General features: G+C 63.2%; 19 protein-coding genes. 9 read left to right on the plus strand and 10 right to left on the minus strand.

The genetic code is table 11. The annotated features are described in order from the left end of the window. Positions 1-2 precede the first annotated feature (2 nt). Positions 3-908 carry a hypothetical protein gene (locus tag QRM57_RS16490; protein WP_284987346.1) on the minus strand — a complete coding sequence of 302 codons (906 nt, stop codon included), beginning with the start codon at positions 906-908 and terminating at the stop codon, positions 3-5. Positions 909-1,053: 145 nt separating this feature from the next. On the opposite strand from QRM57_RS16490, the gene QRM57_RS16495 reads away from it, so the two are divergent. Together QRM57_RS16495 and QRM57_RS16500 are read left to right on the plus strand one after the other, a co-directional pair. Continuing rightward, positions 1,054-1,347: a DUF4287 domain-containing protein gene (locus QRM57_RS16495; protein ID WP_235518195.1), complete on the plus strand. Its 294-nt coding sequence runs from the start codon at positions 1,054-1,056 to the stop codon at positions 1,345-1,347. Positions 1,348-1,430: 83 nt separating this feature from the next. Beyond that, entirely contained in the window at positions 1,431-1,880 is a 450-nt protein-coding gene (locus tag QRM57_RS16500; RefSeq protein WP_284987347.1) for an SRPBCC family protein, read from the plus strand. Here the strand turns inward: QRM57_RS16500 and QRM57_RS16505 are convergent. Together QRM57_RS16505 and QRM57_RS16510 are read right to left on the minus strand one after the other, a co-directional pair. Then, entirely contained in the window at positions 1,877-2,818 is a 942-nt protein-coding gene (locus QRM57_RS16505; protein ID WP_284987348.1) for a hydroxymethylglutaryl-CoA lyase-like TIM-barrel protein, read from the minus strand. The two genes, QRM57_RS16500 and QRM57_RS16505, sit on opposite strands and share 4 nt — an antisense overlap. Continuing rightward, a complete protein-coding gene (locus QRM57_RS16510; protein ID WP_284987349.1) occupies positions 2,815-4,065 on the minus strand; it encodes a CaiB/BaiF CoA transferase family protein in 1,251 nt (416 codons plus the stop codon). Before QRM57_RS16510 ends, QRM57_RS16505 begins: the two co-directional genes overlap by 4 nt. A gap of 61 nt (positions 4,066-4,126) precedes the next feature. Between QRM57_RS16510 and QRM57_RS16515 the strand changes: the two genes are divergently transcribed. The 5 genes from QRM57_RS16515 (at position 4,127) to QRM57_RS16535 (ending at position 7,989) form a co-directional block, all read left to right on the plus strand. Next, positions 4,127-4,639 carry a GNAT family N-acetyltransferase gene (locus tag QRM57_RS16515; protein ID WP_284987350.1) on the plus strand — a complete coding sequence of 171 codons (513 nt, stop codon included), beginning with the start codon at positions 4,127-4,129 and terminating at the stop codon, positions 4,637-4,639. Positions 4,640-4,722: 83 nt separating this feature from the next. Further along, positions 4,723-5,802: an alpha/beta hydrolase gene (locus tag QRM57_RS16520; RefSeq protein ID WP_284987351.1), complete on the plus strand. Its 1,080-nt coding sequence runs from the start codon at positions 4,723-4,725 to the stop codon at positions 5,800-5,802. 58 nt (positions 5,803-5,860) lie between these two features. Then, positions 5,861-6,823, plus strand: coding sequence for an alpha/beta hydrolase (locus tag QRM57_RS16525; RefSeq protein WP_284987353.1), 963 nt, complete (start codon positions 5,861-5,863; stop codon positions 6,821-6,823). 91 nt (positions 6,824-6,914) lie between these two features. Beyond that, positions 6,915-7,541 (plus strand): FMN reductase, encoded by a 627-nt coding sequence (locus tag QRM57_RS16530; RefSeq protein WP_257370074.1) that lies wholly within the window; start codon positions 6,915-6,917, stop codon positions 7,539-7,541. An 82-nt stretch (positions 7,542-7,623) separates the two neighbouring features. After that, positions 7,624-7,989 carry a TFIIB-type zinc ribbon-containing protein gene (locus QRM57_RS16535; protein WP_284987354.1) on the plus strand — a complete coding sequence of 122 codons (366 nt, stop codon included), beginning with the start codon at positions 7,624-7,626 and terminating at the stop codon, positions 7,987-7,989. Between the two features lie 6 nt (positions 7,990-7,995). Here QRM57_RS16535 and QRM57_RS16540 read toward each other — a convergent pair whose 3' ends face one another. Together QRM57_RS16540 and QRM57_RS16545 are read right to left on the minus strand one after the other, a co-directional pair. Next, positions 7,996-8,571, minus strand: a complete 576-nt coding sequence (locus QRM57_RS16540; protein WP_284987355.1) for a hypothetical protein — start codon at positions 8,569-8,571, stop codon at positions 7,996-7,998. Between the two features lie 7 nt (positions 8,572-8,578). After that, positions 8,579-9,052, minus strand: a complete 474-nt coding sequence (locus tag QRM57_RS16545; protein ID WP_257370073.1) for a hypothetical protein — start codon at positions 9,050-9,052, stop codon at positions 8,579-8,581. A gap of 592 nt (positions 9,053-9,644) precedes the next feature. Between QRM57_RS16545 and dnaB the strand changes: the two genes are divergently transcribed. After that, positions 9,645-11,030, plus strand: coding sequence for a replicative DNA helicase (dnaB, locus tag QRM57_RS16550; RefSeq protein ID WP_235518206.1), 1,386 nt, complete (start codon positions 9,645-9,647; stop codon positions 11,028-11,030). A 12-nt stretch (positions 11,031-11,042) separates the two neighbouring features. On the opposite strand, the gene QRM57_RS16555 is transcribed toward dnaB, so the two are convergent. From QRM57_RS16555 to QRM57_RS16575, 5 genes are all read right to left on the minus strand, one after another. Next, on the minus strand, positions 11,043-11,426 hold the full coding sequence (locus tag QRM57_RS16555) for a VOC family protein (protein WP_284987356.1): 384 nt from the start codon (positions 11,424-11,426) through the stop codon (positions 11,043-11,045). Positions 11,427-11,516: 90 nt separating this feature from the next. Continuing rightward, positions 11,517-11,975, minus strand: a complete 459-nt coding sequence (locus tag QRM57_RS16560) for a ribose-5-phosphate isomerase (protein WP_018779420.1) — start codon at positions 11,973-11,975, stop codon at positions 11,517-11,519. A gap of 9 nt (positions 11,976-11,984) precedes the next feature. Next, a complete protein-coding gene (locus tag QRM57_RS16565; RefSeq protein ID WP_284987357.1) occupies positions 11,985-13,724 on the minus strand; it encodes a dihydroxyacetone kinase family protein in 1,740 nt (579 codons plus the stop codon). 36 nt (positions 13,725-13,760) lie between these two features. Continuing rightward, on the minus strand, positions 13,761-14,534 hold the full coding sequence (locus QRM57_RS16570) for an SDR family NAD(P)-dependent oxidoreductase (protein WP_257369894.1): 774 nt from the start codon (positions 14,532-14,534) through the stop codon (positions 13,761-13,763). A 28-nt stretch (positions 14,535-14,562) separates the two neighbouring features. Continuing rightward, a complete protein-coding gene (locus QRM57_RS16575; protein ID WP_284987358.1) occupies positions 14,563-15,405 on the minus strand; it encodes a sugar phosphate isomerase/epimerase family protein in 843 nt (280 codons plus the stop codon). A gap of 203 nt (positions 15,406-15,608) precedes the next feature. On the opposite strand from QRM57_RS16575, the gene QRM57_RS16580 reads away from it, so the two are divergent. Then, the gene (locus tag QRM57_RS16580) at positions 15,609-16,946 is read left to right on the plus strand and encodes an MFS transporter (RefSeq protein WP_284987359.1); all 1,338 of its coding nucleotides are present in this window, start codon (positions 15,609-15,611) and stop codon (positions 16,944-16,946) included. The last annotated feature ends 3 nt before the right edge of the window (positions 16,947-16,949 follow it).

The raw sequence follows: 16,949 nt of genomic DNA on the forward strand, positions 1-16,949 counted from the left end.
CGTTATCCGTCACCGCACGCAGCAGTAACGAAGTCGTAGATGCGGCCCCGCAGGTCAACTGACGCCGCGATTTTCAGCAGGCCTTCGCGGTCACCCACTTTGACCCTGAGTGGCAGCAATGTCCCTACCTTGTCCTCGGCCACGGCATGCGGATCGCAGCGTGCGGGACGGATCCCCAGTGCCAGTTCCGTGGGGCCAGCGCCTTGCCTGATTTTGACGTCCCGCGGCCACGGCTGGTTGTCGGCTTCGGCCAGCAGGGGTGTGCCGTCGATGCCCTGGATGGTCAGCGTCCGATGGGAGCCGCCGTCGGCTGCTGGCGTTATCAGAAGGCGTACGACGGCGGTGCCGCCGTCAGCTGCAACCTCCAGTTTCGGGTCCAGGACCATGCTGGCGACGTCGGCTGCTTGGGCTGCGAGGCACAGCTCGCCTGCGTTCCGGGGGAGGACGCCGAAGGGGTCGGATGCGTCGGAGGTTTGCGGAACGGGGTCCTTGCCTGCTTCGGCATAGTCGATTTTCGCGGTGAGGTCCGTGCTGGTGTCTTTTGGTGTGTCGCATGCCGGCGCGGGCAGGGCGGTGGGAACACTCTTGGGTTGCTTGGGCGGCAGGACCAGTCCGCCCTCCGACGGCCTCCACACGATGTCCTGCTCGAACAGAGGTGATTTCAGCCGGGCGCTGCTCACGGTGAGCGACGCATCCGTGGTGTTGGTCAGCTGGATTTGGATGGCCTGTTTGCCGTACTGGTCCCGGGACTGGTTGACCTCAACAGTGATGGCTTTCTGCGAGGCGGCGGAGGGTGTTTCAGCGGCAGGTGCGCCGGTGCCAGGTCCGGTGCATCCGGCCAGGAGGGTCACGGCGCTGAAGAAGACCATGACTGAAGCCGAAGCCCGCATGGTCAGCTCTCCGCGCATGCTGCCAGTGTAGGCGGTTGCATGCTCGCGGACACCCTCTTCTGTCTCGTTGTCGGCGGCATCCAGTAGAGTCGCGCGTACTTGGAATCTTCTTCCCCGCGGACCTCGCCACGAGGGCAGCCGCGACTGACGAAAGGCACTATTCATGTCCTTCCAGGCATACCTCGACGCCGTCGAGGACAAGACAGGGCTGACGCCGAGGCAATTGGTGGAGATCGCGGAAAGCAAGGGCTTCAACGACCCGTCCGTTAAGGCGGGAACCATCCTTGAATGGTTGAAGGCTGATTATGGTCTGGGGCGTGGACACGGGATGGCGATGGTTCATGTCATCAAGAACGGCCCGAAAATCGACAGCAAGCACGTGGGCTCGGATGGCCCGCACCGTGACGACTCGGACCTGCTCTGGCTCGATGGAAAGGCCAGCAAGCCCTCACCGTAAATGGGCAATCGCTGGCAGGCGAACACTAAGCATGCTTAGCTTGTCGTACCGATGATGCGGGGCAATGCGTGGAAGGGCTACAGATGTCAACAGTGTCCGAAGTACTTGACTCATCGGCTGACCGCATTTGGGATGTGATGGCCGACGGGTGGCTCTACTCCGGCTGGGTGGTAGGCGCATCGCGGATCCGCGCCGTGGACGATCAATGGCCGCAGGTAGGTGCCCGGCTCCACCACTCGGTCGGCTCCTGGCCGTTCCTCATCGACGACAACACCAGCGTCACCGCCATGGAGCCCGCCAAAGAACTCAAGCTCCTGGCAAGGGGGTGGCCCATGGGCGAGGCGGAGGTGCTCATTACTTTGGAGCCCATCGGAAGCGGCCAATGCAGGGTCTCCATCTCCGAAGACGCCGTCCGTGGCCCCGGAAAGTTCGTGCCCAAGGCGTTACGGGATCCAGTGATCGGCGTTCGGAACCGTGAAACCCTCAAGCGCCTGGGATTGATGGCAGTGGGCGGAGCTGGACGCAAAGGCTAAAGTCCGGGCATTACCCATTCGAATGCTGCGGCTTTGGATCGGGCACCTTGTGCTGCCTTGGAGCGGTTGGGTTCTCCCAGCTCCTCCAGCAACTTAGCGGACAGGAGTACCAGTTCGCCGAAGACCTCCGGGTTCAACCAGCCGGGCCGGGTGGCAAACAGGATGTCTTCGCTGGAGGTGTTGCCGCTGGCGCCTGGTGCAAACGGGCATCCTCCCAAACCGCCGAGTGCGCCGTCCACCATCGCGGCACCGGCTTGGATCGCTGCCAGCGTGTTGGCCACGCCCAGCCCCCAGGTGTCGTGGCCGTGGTAGACGATCCGGCGGGCAGGGGATTCGTCCCGGACCCGGGCGACCAGTTGGGCCACCTGAGCCGGAACTGCTTGGCCCAAGGTGTCGCAAATGACGATGTCCGTGGTGCCCGCCGCCCGGGGGTCGTTGGCGATCGACAGGACGCGCTCTTCCGGAACATATCCTTCGAACGGGCACGTGAAAGACGTTGCGATGCACAGTTGAATCGCTCCGCCGACCGATGTGGCGATGTCGACGGCGTCCGGCAAGGCAGCCAGGCTCTGGTCAGTGGTCCGGCCAATGTTTGCCTTGTTGTGGGAATCCGAGGCGGACAGGCAGTACTGGAAATTCCGTGCTCCCGCAGCCGATGCCTTTGCTACATGGCCAGGCGTCGCCACCCAGATCCAGCACTTTTCCAGTTCGTCAGCGGTCAGTGCTTGGACAACTTCAAGGGTGTTGGCCATGGTGGGCACCAGGTCGGCCCGTGCCATTGAACCCAGCTCGATCGCTGGTACGCCCAGGCGCAGGAGCTCCCGGACCGTCTCGACCTTCCGTTCCGTCGGCAGGATTTTACCGGTGAGTTGGAGTCCGTCGCGCAGCGTCACATCCCGCAGGATTGCGTTGCCGAACGGGCTGGAAAGGGAGTTCATGGCTGTATTACCTCGTCGCTTCCTGAAGCCGCTTTGATCTGGGCCGCGTCCATGTTCAGGAGGCCACCCAGTACCTCCTGGGTATGCTCGCCGAGGTCCGGCCCCAAGTTCCGGATGGGCAAGGACTGCTCACCGATCACGGGAACAATGCCGGGGAAACCTACGTCGGAGAGGATTTCCTCGCCTGTGGAGACGTCGAATTTCTGGATCATGTTGCGTGCAGCGTACTGGCCGTCCGCACTGATATCGGCCGCTGTATAGATAGGTCCGGCCGGGACTCCGGCGGCCTCAAGGACGGCAAGGGCCTCCGGAGCGCCCAGGGTCGAGGCCCACTCACCGATGGCCTGGTCCAACTCTTCACGTTTGGCCCAGCGGCCTGCATTGGACTGCAGCCCGGGATCCCCGGCAAGGTCGGGCCGCCCAATGGTGTGCATGTACCGCTGGAAAATCGAGTCGCCATTTCCCGCCACCACGATGCTCGCCCCGTCCCGGCACACGTACGCATTCGAGGGGGCGATCCCTTCCATGCGGCCGCCGACGCGTTGCCGGTCCACGCCGTAGGCCTGGTAGTCCGGAATCAGTGACTCCATCATGGAGAACATTGCCTCATTCAACGCCACGTCGATGATGCGTTCGGTGAGGGGAGCCGCGCCAGCCGCGTCCCGGCGTCGTGCTTCACGCTGGTACAGGCTCATCACGGAGCCGAAGGCGGCATAGAGGCCGGCGATCGAGTCGCCAATGGAGACGCCCACCCTAACTGGTGCCCGGTCCGGGTCGCCCACCAGGTTGCGGAACCCGCCGTATGCTTCGGCGACGGCGGCAAAACCGGGCCGTCCTGACAGTGGCCCCGTCTGTCCGAAGGCAGAGATGCGGGTGACGATGAGGTCCGGGTTGGCCTCGTTGAGGACCTCAGGCCCCAGACCCCACCTTTCCAAGGTGCCCGGCCGAAAGTTTTCCAGCAGGATGTCGGAGTTTGCGACGAGCTCCAGCACGGCCTGCTTTCCTGCCTCGGTACGCATGTCCAGGACGACGGACTTCTTGTTGCGGTTCAACGTCCGGTACAGCATGGACGTGGTGCCCTTGTGGAGTCGCCAGTTGCGGAGCTCATCGCCGGTTCCGGGGCGCTCCACCTTGATGACCTCCGCACCGAAGTCGGCCAGCAGCCTGCCGGCGGTGGGTGCGGCAATGTAATTTCCGAGCTCAAGGACCCGGACGCCGTCCAGCGGGGCGATTGCTTCCTGTGTCATGCCTCCCAGACTATGATCTTGGACCCGTACTGCAAGATTTCGCCGCAACTAGGCTGGAAACATGACTGTCGTGATCCGCACCGCCGTCGAAGCCGATGTGCCCGGGATTGTCGAGATCGATCTTGCCGCCGGTCGCCTTGAGGGTGCGGGCAAAGGGAACTTCTCCTCCAGCATCTCGGCCGCGATTGCAGACCCTGCCCGCTTGGTTCTGGTAGCAGGGATGGCCCAGTGCACTCCGAGGGAAGGTACGCCGGCCGTGGTGGGCTGGGCCAAGACACACCAATGGGATTCTGCTGAGGGAGCTGCGCCCGCGGGCCACTACCTCGCCGGGATTACGGTGCTGCCCGACTTCAGGCGAAGAGGGGTTGCCGGGAAGCTCACCGAGGCCCGGCTTGCATGGATCTGGCAAGGTGCCGATAGGGCCTGGTACGTGGTCAATGCCCGCAACCAGGCGTCACTGGCGTTGCACCGGACATTGGGTTTCCTGGAGGTCGCCCGCGGGCCCCGATTCCATTCAGTGACGTTCGACGGCGGCGAAGGAGTCCTGCTCGGAGCGGCACGGCCGCTGGCCTGACGTGGACGCGCGCCGGTTCCCCCGCGTGCGCCGGACTTTGCACTTAGCATGGTCCACAGGTGCACCGACCGGGGGAGTGTGTGATGGGACCGTTGGAATCGATCCAGGCCAGCGCGGGGGAGCGTGTAACAACAGGAACGGGTGCCGGTCCGCGCGCACCCCGAAAGCGCTCGTTGCGCCTGAGGAAACTGGACCTGGCCATCCTCGTGCTGCTGGTTGTGCTTTTGGTGCTATCGGCAACGCCCTGGCCGTCGGCGATGTTGATTCGAAGCGTCTTTGAACGCGGTGCGCAGTCCACCATCGACGAAATGACGCCGTACGTTCCCGATACGCCGTTGCAGACCAAAACGGGGATCGCCTACAAGCCGGGATCGACCTTCGACGCCTTCACTCCGGCCGGTACTGCCGCACCGCTTCCCGCGATCGTATGGATCCACGGAGGCGCCTGGATTTCCGGCGCGCAACGGGATGTTGAGCCATACCTCCGGATTCTGGCAGCTGAGGGCTACACCACCATCGGCCTGAGTTACCCGATCGCCCCTGAGGCGACGTATCCCACAGCCGTGGGCGACATCAACGACGCCCTCGCCTATATCAAGGCACATGCTGCGGAGCTGAACGTGGACCCGGGACGGATCGTCCTGGCAGGGGATTCTGCCGGCGCGCAGTTGGCCAGCCAGTTGACGACGCTCACCGTGAATCCCGCGTACGCCAACCTTCTGGGTATTCAGCCCGCCCTGCAGAAATCAGACTTGGCCGCTACCATCCTGCACTGCGGTGTGTACGATCTCCGGGCCATGGCAGATCTCAACGGCATTGTGGCCTGGGGCTTCAAGACTTCGCTCTGGGCCTACACCGGCACCAAGGACTGGTCCGCAACCTATGCAGGTGCCACCATGTCCACAATCGACTTTGTCCAGAGCGACTTTCCACCGACGTTCATCAGTGGCGGAAACGGAGACGGCCTGACGTGGCTTCAGTCGGTTCCGTACAGCAATCGTTTGAAAGATGCCGGCGTTCCGGTGACGGAGCTGTTCTGGCCTGCTGACCATCAGCCAGAACTTCCCCATGAGTACCAGTTCCATCTGAACTTTGCCGAGGCCCGGGAGGCCCGCGACAAGCTGCTCGATTTCCTGTCCACGAACGCCGCCAGGAAGCAGTAGGTTCGGCGGCTGGCCGCCATGTTCAAAATTATCTCCATCATGGAACTATCCTTGAAGTATGGTTCTACGTTCGGCTCAGTCAGAAGTCACCACTCGCCGCACGGCCCTCTTCTGGGCCTCCTGGCTTTGCGCGGCAGCCCTGATATTGGTGCCCGCAGTAATGCTGATCGGGAACCCGGCTGTCCTGCGTGGCCACCCGCTGCTGCCAGCGGTATTGGTGACTGCTGCCGTCGTCGGACTTCTTTGGGCCGCCCTGCTCTGGCGAGGGCGCAATGTGCGCCTGCGCCGCTCCACTCTTCGTGCTGTCGGGGCATGGTTGGGGAGGGCCGCCATCCTGGTGCTGGTGGCAATCCTGGCCTGGCTCAATCCCTTCGCCTATCAGGCGGGCGCGGCCAACGCGGGTCCCACAGCGGAAATTTCCGTGGTTGACTCCCCGACGGCGATCACCATGTTGCCGGACGGAGAGCAAGCTACGGAGGGCCTGGTCTTCTATCCGGGCGCGAAGGTGGAGGCCCGGGCCTATGCGGATATCCTCAAGCCTGCAGTGGATGCCGGTTTCCTGGTGGTCATCCTGAAGACGCCCCTGAATCTCAGCCTGCTTGACGGCAACCAGGCCAGGGGCGCCATGTCGGACCATCCGGAAATCTCCACATGGACGGTAGGGGGTCATTCGCTGGGAGGAGTCAGTGCGAGCTCTTTCGCGTTGGCGAACCAGGATGTTAACGGCCTGCTGTTGTACGCCTCCTACCCGCTGGATTCCATGCGTGGCCGGGTAGGACTGGAGGTCCTGTCCGTCTCCGGATCGGAAGACGGCCTCAGTACGCCGGAAAAGATCGATGCTTCCCGGGAGCTGTTGCCCGTGGATGCCACGTTCGTGGAGGTCCAGGGCGGTAACCATGCGTTCTTCGGGAACTACGGACCCCAACCTGGTGACGGCGAACCTTCTATGGGTCGCGATGTTGCCCAGCAGCAGATTTCCCAGGCCACGGTGGCATTTTTGACCCAACGTGAGGGGCGCTGAGGCTTCCCGGGAATACTTCCGGGCGTGCCCCCGTTCATTGATGTAGATGCAAACGCATGTAAACTGGATGAACAAGCAACAGGAGAATGCCATGGAAACCCGCCGCATCACCGTCCTTTCCGCCGGACTCGGTGTCCCGTCGTCGAGCCGTCTGCTGGCCGATCAACTGGCCGCCTCCGCCGAGCGTCAGCTGCGGGCGGCAGGGTACGACGCGAAGATCGACGTGGTTGAACTGCGCGACCTCGCCGTGGACATCGCCAATAACTTTGTCACCGGCTATGCTGCGCCACGCCTCGCTGAGGTGATTGCCGGCGTCGAGAATTCCGACGCCATCATTGCCGTCACCCCCGTCTTCAGCGCCTCCTACAGCGGACTGTTCAAGTCGTTCATCGACGTTCTTGACCCCAAGTCCTTGGACGGCAAGGCCGTGCTGCTCGGCGCCACCGGCGGCACTGACCGCCACCAAATGGTCCTTGACTACGCCATGCGCCCACTCTTCAGCTACCTGCGTACCAGGATTGCGGCCACCGGCGTCTTCGCGGGGCCGCAGGACTGGGGAAACACCGACGACGGCGGCTCGCCCCTCTCGGCGCGCGTGGACAGGGCAGCGGGCGAGCTGGTGCAGTTGCTCAGCGGTCCCCAGCCCGGGCGTAAGGCTCCGGTTCTGGAGTCGCTGCCTTTTGAACAGCTCCTGGCCGGGATCTCAGCGGGCAGGTAACCCGAACAAGCGGGCCGATCTGGCCTTGGTGGATCCGAACTATTCCGTTCCGCCGAACGTTGGGGCAAACATGAAATGTCCTGTGGATTCCATTGACCTGGTGATGAGCGAACGAAGCGGCGTCGAGATCGACTACTGCCCCCAATGCAGGGGAGTGTGGCTGGACCGCGGGGAACTGGACAAGATCATCGATCGCGTGGCGGCCGACTCCGGACCCGCCACGCGACCGGCAGCTGCTCCGTCCCAACCTCCGATTGCCCCGCCGCCCCTCTACAACCCTTTCGAGTCCCGTCCGCAGCAGCCACGGTACGACGACCGCGACAGGCGTGACGGCCGTGGAGACTACGACCGCCGTGATGGAGACCGGCGTGATGGCTACGACCGCGATGGCTATGGGCGCAAGCGCAAGAAAAAAGAAGGTTTCCTGGGGGACCTGTTCGACTTCTAGGGTTTGCTAGTCGTCCAACAGTTCGATGAACTCGCGGGCCTGTTTGATGGTGATGTCTGAGTGGCGCGTCAAAGCGACGGCAGCGCCCTCAACATCACCGCTTTTTGCGAGCGTCCGGATCCGTCCGTAAATCTCGTCGTTGAGCATGTTGCTGCTCACTTCCCGGGTCACCTCGCCTTTGCTGACGATGGCGCGGTACCGGTAGGGGAAACGCTCCGGCTCGTCATCGTCGTCCGCCAGCAGGTCCTTGGCGGGAGCCTCCGGCGTGAACGGCTGGGGGTGCGCGGCCAGGGCGCCCACCGCGTCACGCGACGCGCGCAGGCCCTCGCCGGTCGCCTGGAGGTAGAGCTTGATGGCTGCCATGCCTTGTCCCCGCGCGATGAGCGAGTAGAGCTGCCGGTGCTGCTCCTGGTTGAGCTTGGCGGCGGATTCCCTCGCCAATTCCACCGGGTCCCTGGGCGGCTTCGACGCTGCTGCGTCCGCCCTGGACTCGGCGGAGCGCTTGGTGAACGAGCGAATAAGCAGGAGTACGCCCGCAATGACCGCTATGAGGATCAGAAGCGGGATGAGGATGGAATCCATGGCGTTGTCAGAGCCGATCTACGTAGTTCTTGGCGGTGAGCAGGTCTGAGTGGGTAGCTTGGCGCAAGACTTTGATGGCCTCGATCTTCTTCCCGCTGCGGACCAAATTCTGCAGCTCGAAAGCAAGCTGCGGGTTCAGTTGTCCATTGGGAAGTACCGCGGGCTGGTGTCCCGTCTGGCCGGCCGCGTGGGATCGGGCAGCTTGGGCCTGGAGAGCTGACCGGTTCTGTTCCGTTTGCTGGCTCTGCTGGGCCTCGTTCTGACTCGGCTTTGTTGTCGCCTCGATGCGGGCCCGCAGAGCCAGTGCAGCCTGCACCTGGGAAGCTTGGTGCGCAGCCGAGCGGGCGGCCAGTTCGCGCTGATACCTCTCAGCGTCCGAGAGCCCGGTATCGCGGGGTTTGAAGGCCGCAGTCAATGCCCAGAGCAGGCCCACCAGGATCAGGAGTGGAAGGACAATCGTCAGCACGTCACCAAAGTTCATCCCCATGCCTAGAGCTTATGCCAGAAGTTGGTTATCCACAGCACATTCCGTTTTGGGCATAGGCTTCTGAGAGAGCTCTGTCAAATTCGATGCGCGACTGTAAGATGCATCACATTTTCGGCATGTTTAGCGACGCATTGGTGCTCGATGGGCTCGAAGCAGCCGATTGGCTGTGGATGATTTTGTGCCAAATCTTTCTTTAGTCCACAGCCGGATTCCGATGTTTCCGCAGGTCAAAGGCTGGTTTCCGCAGAAAGAATTTCTCTATCCACAGAGTAACCCACAGTCTGTGCACAACGTGGCGGCGCTATTCCACAGGTTATCCACAGGGGTGTTCCGGCACCTGCTGTAACGTGTCTGAAGTGTCCATTTTGGGCACGTTATTCACTGCCGGGATCCCCGGGCCCCGAAATCATGAACGATTGAAGCGCCTCTGCGGAGCTAGCTGTGGATAACTTGTGGATACGGAACGCTATTTTGTCGGACGTGCCTGACAGGGTCAGGAGCAACCGGCGGGATCCCTACCCGCATACAGCGCTTTACGGACCGCCGGGATTGCACACCTGCAGCGGTACACAAATGGAGGACGGCCTTGTCAGTTACGCACTTGGACTCAATCGAGGGCACACGCGCTTCAGACTCGAGCCGGAAACCCCCGCAGGACATCCCGGCTGAACAGTCCGTGCTGGGCGGCATGATGCTGTCCAAGGACGCGATCGCCGACGTCGTCGAAATCGTCCGCGGGCACGACTTCTACCGTCCGGCGCACGAGACCATTTACGAATCCATCATCGACCTCTACGGGCGTGGCGAACCTGCCGATGCCGTCACGGTCTCCGATGAGCTGACCAAGCGCGGTGAGATCAACAGGATCGGCGGTCCCGCTTACCTGCACGAGCTCATCCAGACAGTCCCCACGGCTGCCAATGCCGGCTACTACGCCGAGATCGTGGCAGAACGCGCAGTGCTCCGCCGCTTGGTCAACGCCGGCACCAAGATCGTCCAGATGGGCTATGGCCAGGACGGCGAAGTGGAGGACCTCGTCAACCAGGCCCAGGCCGAGGTCTACGCGGTTGCCGAAAAGCGCACCGCTGAGGACTACGTGGCGTTGAAGGACGTCATGGAGTCCACCGTCGACGAGATCGAGGCCTCCGGCCATCGCGGCGAAGGCATGACCGGTGTTCCTACGGGATTCTACGAACTGGACGAGCTGACCCACGGCCTGCACCCGGGCCAGATGATCGTTATCGCGGCACGCCCTGCCGTTGGTAAATCCACCTTCGCCCTTGACTTTGCCCGCTCGGCCGCCATCAAGAACAACCTGGCCACAGTAATGTTCTCGCTCGAAATGGGCCGGAACGAAATCGCCATGCGCCTGCTGTCGGCAGAAGCCACCATCGGCCTGCAGGATCTCCGTAAGGGAACCATCAAGGACGAGCAGTGGTCCAAGATCGCCACCACCATGGGCCGCATGAACGATGCTCCGCTGTTCATTGATGACAGCCCCAACATGTCGCTCATGGAGATCCGGGCCAAATGCCGCCGCCTCAAGCAGCAGCACGACCTCAAGCTCGTGATCCTTGACTACCTTCAGCTCATGAGCTCGGGTAAGAAGGTGGAGTCCCGCCAGCAGGAAGTCTCCGAGTTCTCGCGTGCGCTCAAGCTGCTGGCCAAGGAGCTGCAGGTTCCCGTTATTGCGCTCTCGCAGCTGAACCGTGGTTCGGAGCAGCGTCAGGACAAGCGCCCCATGGTGTCCGACCTCCGTGAATCGGGCTCCATCGAGCAGGACGCCGACATGGTCATCCTGTTGCACCGTGAAGACGTCTACGACAAAGAATCACCCAGGGCCGGTGAAGCGGACATCCTCATCGCCAAGCACCGTAACGGTCCTACCAAGGACATCGTTGTCGCATTCCAGGGCCACTACTCACGCTTTGCCAACATGGCGGGCGACGCTGGTGGTGGTGGCGGGTTCTAGGACGGTTGCACTTCAATCGAGGAACGGCAACTGCCTGTGCAGCAGGCAGAACTCGTTTCCCTCCGGGTCCTGCAGCACGTGCCAGTGCTCGTCGCCGGTTTGCCCCACGTCGGCAGGCCGGGCTCCGAGGGCAAGCAAGCGTTCCAGCTCGGCTGCCTGGTCCCGGTCCACGGGATTGACGTCGATATGAAGGGGCAGCCTCCCCGTGCGAGGGTTGTTGCTTGGGCTCAGGATGATGGTGGGCTGGAGTCCGCCGAAGCCCCGGTCCGGTGGGCCGATCTCGATAGCTCCCTCATCCCGGTCGAGTTCGACATAGCCAAGGACGGCGCTCCAGAACTTTGCCAAAAGTTCCGGGTCGTTGCAATTCAGGACCAGTTCGCTGATTCGGCAGGACATGGAAGCCAGTGTAGCCAGCGTCTGGGCTGAAGTCCGCCAAAGGCCAGGGCCTCACGCTTAGCGCAGGGCCCTGGCCTTCGAATCGGGTGCCTAGCAGCCTTCGAAGTCGCTCAAGACCTTCACTTTGGCGGCAGACCCGGATGACGGATCGAATGCGTAGCCGATCCACTCCTTGGCCAGGCGACGGGCAAGCTCCACGCCCACGACGCGCTGGCCCATGGTGAGGACCTGGCAGTCGTTGGACAGGACTGAGCGTTCGACGGAGAACGAATCGTGTGCTGCCGTGGCTCGGATGCCGGGTACTTTGTTGGCCGCGATGGCCACGCCGATTCCCGTGCCGCAGAACAGGATGGCCCGGTCGGCCTTGCCGTCGCGGATCATCTCTCCGGCAGCGATTCCAACGTATGGGTAGGGGCGGGTAAAGTCTTCATCCGCGTGGTTGACTCCGATGTCGATCACTTCCGTAATCCGGGAGTCGGCCTTGAGGTCGGCCATGATCCGGTCTTTGTAATCAACGCCGGCTTCGTCGGCGCCCACGATAATGCGCATGGAATTCTCCTAGTTGGTAACGGCAGCTACGGGAACTGCGGTGAAATGGGGTCCGACGGCGGTGAACACCATGGCGAGCGACGTCGCCCCGGGGTCGGGTGTGCCGATGCTCTTCTCGGCAAGCGGCCGGGCGCGCCCCTTCAAAGGACGCAGTTCGGCGGTTGCCCCGGCTGCTGCGGTGGCATCGGCGGCAGCAGCGGACCAGGCCTCTTCCACTGCGGTGCCTGATCCAACGCGGTCCTCAAGCGAGGCAGCGAAGGGCAGCAGGGCGTCCATCATGGTCTTGTCGCCGATTTCAGCCTTGCCCAGGCTGGAGAGCCGCTCGGCAAAGGCGCGGACAGATTCGGCGAGGGCCGCCGGCGTCGGGGTTTCTGCGTCTCCGAGCCGCTGGCCCAAGGCCCGCAATCCGGCACCCCACAGGACGCCTGACGTGCCGCCTGCCTTATCGGCCCACGCGTCGCCGGCGGCAGCGAGCAGTGATCCGGCTCCGGCGCCGAGTTCGAAGGCCCCGCGTGCAGCGTCCAACGCTGCAGCCGACCCGCGCACCATGCCGCGACCATGGTCGCCGTCGCCGGCAATCGCATCCATGTCACCCAGCATCGATTCCGAATCGCGAAGCAGTGCCGCCGTCGTGTCCAGGGCCTGGAGGCACTGGGCGGCGTAGGCGCGGGATTCGGCCGTGGAGGAGTAGTCAGCCTCCGCGACGTGGTCGGGATCGGCTTCGGTGTATACAGCGGAAGAGGCCTCGAAACCAACCGCACCGCGGCGGTAGGCCGGCGTCAGTGCCGGAGCCGTCCAGTACCGCTCGAGCTCGTCATCCAACCAGGTGAGCGTCAGCGAGGCACCGGCCATGTCCAGGGACGTCACCAACTCGCCTACCTCCGGCATTACCAGGGTGTAACCGGCCTCGCGCAGCAGGGGAGCAACGGTCCGCCACAGGACGAAGAGTTCTTCGTGTTTGGTGGAGCCAAGGCCGTTGAGGATCACGGCCAGTCGCGTCGAACCGGATGCCGGAGTCTCCGCCAGCACACGACGCACCAGTTCCCGGCCAAGTTCGACGGCGGACGGCAGCTCGGTATCGAACAGTCCCGGCTCGCCGTGGATCCCAAGGCCCAGGCCCATCTTCCCCTTGGGAAGGCGGAACAACGGCTGCTCGGACCCCGGGAAGGTGCAACCGCTGAATGCCGTGCCGATGGTCCGCGTGGCATCGTTGGCCTTCCGTCCCACCTGGACAACGGAAGCAAGGTCCAAGCCGGCTTCGGCAGCGGCGCCCATGACTTTGAAGACCACGAAGTCACCGGCGATACCGCGTCGTTTTTCGACCTCGGCGGGGGAAGCGCTGGCAATATCGTCGGTGACCAGCACGTTTTCCGTCGCTATGCCCTCGGCGTTGAGCCGTTCGCTGGCCATGCCGAAGTTCATGACGTCCCCGGCGTAGTTGCCGTAGGTGAACACCACGCCGGCGCCGGAGTTTGCCGCCTTGGCCACGGAGTAGGCCTGCTGGGTGGAGGGTGAGGTGAAGATGTTGCCCACCACGGCACCGTCAGCGAATCCCGGCCCGATGATGCCTGCGAATGCCGGGTAGTGTCCTGAGCCGCCGCCGGTGACGACAGCCACTTTGGGCGTGGAAGGGCGGCCGCGGCGGACTGCGCCACCCTCCACCTGGCGGACGAGGTCCGAGTGGGCGTCACAGAAACCGGCGAGGGCTTCGTCAGCGAAGTCGGCGGGATCGTTGAAGATTCTGGTCATGGTGGGTCCTGGTTCTGGTTTCCGGCGGCCGGGGATTTAGTGGATGTGGCTGCCGCCGTTGATGTCGATGGTGGTGCCGGTGAGGTACGCAGAGTCCTCGGAGGACAGGAAAGTGATGACCGCGGCGACTTCCTCGGTGGTGGCATTCCGTCCCAGGGGGATGCCTGCATTGATGGCGGCTTCCTGCTCTTCAGTGCTGCCAACCCGGATGTTGGTGTCCACGGCGCCGGGGGTGATGGCGTTGACGGTCACGCCGGTCTCACCGATTTCGCGGGCGAGTGCCTTGGTGAAGCCGAGGATGGCGGCCTTTGCTGCAGAGTAGGGAACCTTGCCGAACACGCCCCCGCCACGCTGCGCTGAGACCGAGGACATGTTGACGATGCGGCCCCAGCCGTTGGCGATCATGTCCGGCAGGAAGGCCTTGGTGACCAGGTAGGTGCCTGTGGCGTTGACGTCCATGACCTTGTGCCACAGCTCAAGCGTGGTTTCCAGGAAGGGAACCGGTGAGGTGATGCCTGCGATGTTGGCCAGGGCCCCGACGGGAGGGAGGTTTCCGGCGGCAACCTCTGCGGCGACGGCCGCCTGGGCTGCGGTGACGGATGCCTCGTTGGCGACGTCGATTTCGTAGCCGAACGCCGGAACGTTGAATTCGTTGGCGATCTCGGCGGCAACCTTGGCGGACTTCTCGCCGTCGAGGTCCAGGATGACTACGCCCCAGCCCTGGGTGGCGTAGCGGCGGGCGGTGGTCAGGCCGATACCGCGATCGGAGGTGGCTCCGGTGAGGACGGCGGTGCGCTGGATGGTGGTCATGGTGCTCCTTGGATGGAATGAGAAGGGTTTAGATGAGGTCTGTGATGTAGCTGGCGGCTTTTGCTGCGGCAGCCGGCCGCTCGTCGTGGGTGACGTCGCGGGTTTCGAGTTCCAGCGAGAAATGGCCGGTGTAGCCGATGTCCCGAAGCGCGGAAAGCCCCGCGGCGAAGTCGGCGTTGCCGTTGCCGATGCTGAGGTGGATGTTGCCGGGCTCGGTGTCTGTTGCCGGCACGGCGTCACGGAGGTGGACGTGTTTGATGCGCTCGCCGAAGCGGGACACAAAATCTACAGGGTCCCCGCCTGAGGCGACGATGTGGCTGAAGTCCATGACGATTCCGACGTCGGAACCGGCCAACCGGTCCGCGAGCAGTTGCGCGCGTTCGGTGTTCCAGCAGAGCCGGAAGTAGTGGAGGGACTCCGTCCAGAGTTCGACGCCGAACTCCGCCGCACGCTGCGAGGCGTGGATCAGTTCGGCGGCTACAAGCTCGATATCTTCACTCAGGCCGCGCTTGGGCTCGTGGTCTATTGCCCCACAAGGGAGGACCAGTGCCTTCGCCCCGGTCTTCGAGGCCAAAGCCAGCAACATCTCGAGGTGACGTTCCCGGCCTTCCCGGGCCCCGGCGTCGAGCGTTGCGTTCAGGTCCCCGACATCGCCGTTCACCGAACGGACGCTCATGCCTGATTGAAACACGACGGCGGTAACTGCCTCGACTGCCCCGGCGTCCAGCACGTAGGGCACATGATCGCACACGCCAGGGAGGGCGCCGAGGTCGATCTCCTCGAAGCCTGCGTTGCGCATGGTGTGCAGGGCGGTGGCCAGCTCCCGGTGGCGGAAGCTGATGGACGAACAGCCCAGTCGTTGATGAAACATCGTCGTTGATCCTCTAAGTCGGGGCCTCATCGGTGAGACGCCTTAGTGATGTAAACCACGTTAAGGCCGTTGACTGTCAACAGTCAACCTTTAGAGTCGACTGTTGACATTGCTGGTGTCGTGGGTCACAGTTGACGTATTATGTTGACTGTCGACAGTGGGGTAGCCGAAGAAGCGCCGCACTCTTGAAAGGGAAAGACACTATGAGCAACGAAGCTCTGACCATGCGTGGTCCGGTTCATGGAACCAAGGAAGCAAAGCGCGTCGCCGTCGGATCCGGCGTTGGCGCAGTCATCGAAACCTATGACTTCATCGGTTTCGGCACCGCGGCTGCACTGTATTTCGGTACGGCATTCTTCCCGGGCGCCGACCCGGTGACCGGCACCCTGGCCTCCTTCGCGACCCTTGGCGTCGGCTTCGCTGCCCGTCCCCTGGGCGGTATTATCGGTGGCCATCTCGGCGACAAGCTGGGCCGCAAACCTGTGCTGGTGGCGTCCCTGGTCCTCATGGGCCTGGCTACCTTTGCCATAGGCCTGCTGCCCACCTACCAGCAGGTGGGCCTGTTGGCGCCAGCGCTGTTGGTACTGGTCCGTGTGATCCAAGGTCTGGCTTTCGGCGCTGAGTGGGGTGGAGCCATCCTGATGAGCTACGAACACGCACCGTGGCGCAAGAAGGGCCAATTCACGGGCATCGTGCAGGCTGGCTTCCCCGTGGGGCTGCTCCTGGCCAATCTGGTGTTCCTGAGCAGTGTGGGCCTCGGCTCCGAGTGGGCCTGGCGTGTTCCGTTCCTTGCCAGCATCGTCCTGGTGGCAGTCGGCCTGATCATCCGTTCCAAGGTTCCGGAGTCCCCGGTGTTCGAGGACGTCAAGTCCAAGGGTGACATCGTGAAGTCCCCCATTGTCGAGGTCATCAGGACCGATTGGCGCAACATCGTCCGGGGCATCGGCCTGCGCATCGCAGAAACCGCCGGATACGCAGTGTCTGTGACGTACATGATCTCCTATCTCCACACCAACAAGCTGGCAGACAAGACCGAAACGCTGGTGGCCCTCTGCATCGCGGCAGGCATAGGCATCTTCACGACCTACTACTGGGGCAAGCTCACCGACAAAGTAGGCCGCCGACCCGTCTACATCTGGTCCACAGCGTTCGCGGTTGTCTTTGGCATCCCCATGTTCATGCTGGTGAACACCGGATTGTTCCTCCTGATCATCGCCACCATCGTGGTGGCCTACGCCGTGTGCCAGAACTCGCTGGCCGGCGCCCAGGGCGCATGGTTCCCGGAACTCTTCCAGGCCAAGACCCGGTCCTCCGGTGCTTCACTGGCCTACCAGATCTCCGCCATGGTGTCCGGCTTCACCCCGTTCATCACCACCTTGCTCTTCGTCAGCATGGGGTGGATGGGGCCGGCCTTGCTCTTCAGCGCCTACGCAGCCATCGGCCTGTGGGCAGCGCTTTCCACGAGGGAAACCTGGGGCAAGCGTGAGCGGAAGCTCGCCGAAGAAGCCGCCAGCAAAACTCCCCAGACCATAAACGCCTAAAGC

This window comes from Arthrobacter sp. fls2-241-R2A-172, assembly GCF_030208885.1.
Taxonomy (GTDB): Bacteria; Actinomycetota; Actinomycetes; order Actinomycetales; family Micrococcaceae; genus Arthrobacter.